Source organism: Nocardioides sp. (assembly GCF_035429765.1).
In the GTDB taxonomy this organism is placed as follows: domain Bacteria; phylum Actinomycetota; class Actinomycetes; order Propionibacteriales; family Nocardioidaceae; genus Nocardioides.
Map to the genome: position 1 here is coordinate 1 of NZ_DAOMFK010000256.1, position 3,738 is coordinate 3,738.

The 3,738-nt window shown below is 75.7% G+C and carries 4 protein-coding genes; 2 read left to right on the plus strand and 2 right to left on the minus strand.

Translation table 11 applies throughout. The annotated features are described in order from the left end of the window. Both PLP61_RS15685 and PLP61_RS15690 read left to right on the plus strand, forming a co-directional pair. Nucleotides 1-924 (plus strand): AfsR/SARP family transcriptional regulator (locus PLP61_RS15685; protein WP_324503691.1); only part of this gene is annotated, 924 nt, incomplete at its 5' end. A gap of 23 nt (nucleotides 925-947) precedes the next feature. Next, entirely contained in the window at nucleotides 948-1,433 is a 486-nt protein-coding gene (locus PLP61_RS15690) for a calcium-binding protein (protein WP_324503692.1), read from the plus strand. A gap of 12 nt (nucleotides 1,434-1,445) precedes the next feature. Here the strand turns inward: PLP61_RS15690 and PLP61_RS15695 are convergent, their stop codons facing one another. Then, nucleotides 1,446-2,339 (minus strand): 3-methyladenine DNA glycosylase, encoded by an 894-nt coding sequence (locus PLP61_RS15695; RefSeq protein ID WP_324503693.1) that lies wholly within the window; start codon nucleotides 2,337-2,339, stop codon nucleotides 1,446-1,448. Between the two features lie 9 nt (nucleotides 2,340-2,348). Next, the coding region (locus PLP61_RS15700) for a hypothetical protein (protein WP_324503694.1) at nucleotides 2,349-3,738 on the minus strand (1,390 nt) is incomplete at its 5' end.

Below are 3,738 nucleotides of genomic sequence, written 5' to 3' on the forward strand. Positions count from 1 at the left end.
GCGGCCCGGGTGCGGGTGCGGCTGGGGTGGGTCGAGGGCAGCGACGCGGCGGCCCGCTCGCGGGCACGTGAGGCGGCCAGGACCCTCGAGCGGCTCGGGGTCGTCCGGTTGGAGGGGAGGCCGTTGACCGCCCTTGCGAGCGAGCCGCGCGTGCGCATCGAGGTGCTCGGCGGCTTCACGGTGACCGTGGACGGGGCCCCGGTACCGGTCACGGCCTGGCGCTCCCGTCAGGCGCGCACGCTGGTCAAGCTCCTCGCGGCGCGACGCGGCCGGCCGCTCACCCGCAGCGCGGTGTGCGAGCTGCTGTGGCCCGACGACGACCCGGCCCGGACCGGCCACCGGCTCTCGGTGCTGCTCACGACCGTCCGCGGCGTTCTGGACCCCGACCGGCGGCGCGCCCCGGAGCACCACGTCGCGTCCGACCAGAGCGGGCTGTGGCTCGACCTGCGCCACGTGGCCCTCGACGCAGAGGATCTCGTCCGGGAGTCCGGCCAGGCGGCTGAGCTGCTCGAGGAGGGGGACCTCACCCGTGCCCGGGAGGTCCTCGTGCACCTGGACCGCACCTACCGGGGGGCCGCGTTCGAGGACGAGCCGTACGAGCCGTGGGCCGACGCGCTGCGCGAGGAGGCCCGGGCGGCGTGGATCGGCTCGGCCCGGCGACTGGTGTCCCTGCCTCCAGACGCGCGCCGACCCGTGGACGTCCAGGCGCTGCTGGTCCGGCTCCTGGCGGAGGACCCGTACGACGAGCAGGCGCACCGGCTCCGGGTCCGCAGCCTGGTCCGTGCCGGACGGTACGGCGAGGCGCGCCGGGCGTTCGCCCGGTGGACCGAGGCGATGCGGGAGATCGAGGCACCGGTGCCCGACCCCGACCTGCTCCACCCCACCACCCCCAGACCCGCCCGCCCCGTGGCGAGCGGGCGCTGACCCACACCGACAGGAGAAAGCAGATGACCACGCACCAGCAGCAGCCAGGCCGGCTCCCCGGCACTCTCGTCCTCACCCTCGCGCTCGTGTCGGCGGGGCTGCTCGGCGCCGCGGCGCCGGGGTCCGCCGCGAGCGACGGCGAGGGCTGCACGACCACCGGCACCGTGATCACCGGCACGCCCGGGGACGACACCCTCGAGGGGACCCCGGGCGACGACGTGATCACCGGGCTGGGTGGCGACGACACGATCACCGGCCGTGGGGGCGACGACACCCTCCGAGGCGGGGGCGGCGACGACGTGGTGCGCGGCGGCGGGGGCCGGGACTGCGCCGCGGGTGGGGCCGGCTCGGACCGGGTCAACGGTGGGGCCGGCTCGGACGCCGTGTCCGGGGGAGCCGGGAACGACGCCGTGGGCGGGGGTTCGGGCAAGGACGACGTCGACGGCGGCAAGGGCTTCGACGTGCTCACCACCCGCGACGGCGACACCGCGCGCCGGGTGGAGTACTGATCCCCTGGAGGACTACCCGGGTTCCGCGGCGAGCAGCCGGTCGCACCGGTCCACCAGGCGTTCGCGCAGGGGTGCGGCCCGCTCCGTGAAGGCCCGCTGCCGGTCGGCGTACTCCCGCCGTCCGTCGGGGGTCTCGATCCGCACCGGCTGGAACCCCAGGTCGCTCAGGTCGTACGGCGAGGCCCGCATGTCGAGCTCGCGCACCTCCCAGGCGAGCTCGAAGCAGTCCGCGACCAGGTCGGAGCCGACCATCGGGGTCAGCCGGTAGGCGTGCTTGTAGAGGTCCATGGTCGCGTGCAGGCACGAGGGCTGCTCGAAGGCCGCCCGGTCGCCGGGGCCGGGGCGGAGCGTGTTGAGCGGGCGCGCCGGCGGGGTGAAGAAGCGGTAGGCGTCGAAGTGCGAGCAGCAGATGCGCTGGGTCTCCACGACCCGGTCGGTCCCCTCGTGGCCGAGCCGCAGCGGCCAGGCCGCGTGCCGGGTCTGGTCCTCGCGCATCCGGTAGACCATGGCCCACTCGTGCAGCCCGAAGCAGCCGAAGTTGCCCGGTCGCGCGGCGGTGGCCGCCAGCAGCTCCCGGGTGCGGGCGACCAGCGGGCGTTGGGTCGCGACGTACGCCGGGTCCACGCCGACCACCTCGCCGGCGCTGGGGTGCGGAAGGCCGGCGTACCCCTTCAGCGAGGAGTACGCCGCGGCGGCGGGTCCTGCGAGCGCGACCCCGTAGCCCGGGTGCCACCGTCGCAGCGCGGCCGGGCGCTGGGAGTAGTAGGTGAACAGGAAGTCGTGGACGGGGTGTGGCTGGCCCGCCCGCCGGCGGGCCAGATGCGGCTGCAGGTAGCGGTCGACCCGGCGCTGGTGGGCGGCGCCGAGAGCCTGCCACGTCTCCTGGTCCAGCACCTGCACGTCCACCCCGGGATGCTAGGCCCCGCGCACGCTCACCACCGAATGCCGCGGCAGGGGCACCACGCCGTCGGACGTGCCGTGGGCGACGTTGAGGTCGGCGGGCCCGGTGACTCGGGTCGCCAGGCCGGCGGCGCGGGTGTGCGACCAGTCGACCGGTCCGGCCAGGACCCCGCCGACATCCAGCGACACCGCGTCGGGCGAGAGGTTCACCACGACCGCCTGCTGCCTGCCGGCGCCGGAGAAGTGCGTCCCGACCAGCCCCGGGTTCCCCGGTGCCAGGATCGGCCCGCCGGAGAACCCGAGTGGCTGGCCGCTGCTCGCTCCCCGTGCCGCCTCCAGGATGCTGCCGTAGGTGGTGCCCACCGCGGAGCGGGCGAGACGCACGGTGCGGGGCCCGCGAGGGCCGAACCCGCGCGTCGAGTCGAACAGCACGCCCATCGTCGCGTCCCCGACGACGTTGTGCAGCTGCAGCAGGGTGATGGCGGGCTGCTGGGCCAGGAGCAACGCGTACGCCGCGACCATCAGACCGTGCGCCCAGGTCCCGGCCACCCGGCGGTCCGGCGTACGGTCGAAGAGGTTGAACTCGGTGACCCACACGTCCAGCCCCCGCGTCGCCGACAGTGACCCCTGCGCCAACCGCTCGGCGCAGACCTGCGGCAGGGCCAGCAGAGCCTGGAAGCCGCGCTGGGCCCGCCGGCCGGTGACGGGGATGTAGGGGTGCATGGTGACCGCGTCCACGCCGGTGAGCTCGGCGAGCAGCCCGGTGTTCCAGCGGGTCCTCCGCCCAGAGGTGCCGCCGGCATGGGTGGCGACCGCGGCGATCCCGGCGTCCGGGAACGCCGTGCGCAGCTCCGCGGCCCACCTCGAGGCCTCGCGCGCGTACTCCCTGGCCGTGGCGAACCGGCGCGGGTAGTCCGGGGCGTTGGGCCGGCCGAGGTAGAACTCGTTGCCGAGCTCGATCCGGTTCACCGCGATCCCCGCCTCTGCCGCTCGCTGGAGGAAGGCGATCTGGTCGGCGAGCAGCCGCGCGCTCGCCGCAGGACGTGACACCCGGCCCTCGGCGGTGAGCAGGTTGAGCATGAACACCGCCTCCGCCCCGCTGCGGCGCAACGCAACGGCGTACGGCGTGAGGGAGTTGTCGAAGCGGGCGATGACCGTGCCGTCCACCGTCTGGCCCGGCCACGGGCCGTGCCGCTGGAACCAGCCTCGCCGCCAGTCCCAGTAGTTGCCGATGGTCCCGCCCGGGTAGCGCAGGCTCCCGGGGCCGAGGGCCTCGAGCGCGGCGCCGAGGTCCGCCCGGTCCCAGGCGAGCCGGCGGGCGGTGTTGTTCCCGTTGAGGCCGAGGAACCCCGCCGGGAGCGGCCGCGGCGGGCCGGCCCGACGTGCGGTGACGCGGGTGGTGGCC

What these genes read in the sequence shown, in the direction of transcription:
- PLP61_RS15690 (WP_324503692.1), top strand. Translation starts at nt 948, where the DNA reads ATGACCACGCACCAGCAGCAGCCAGGCCGGCTCCCCGGCACTCTCGTC.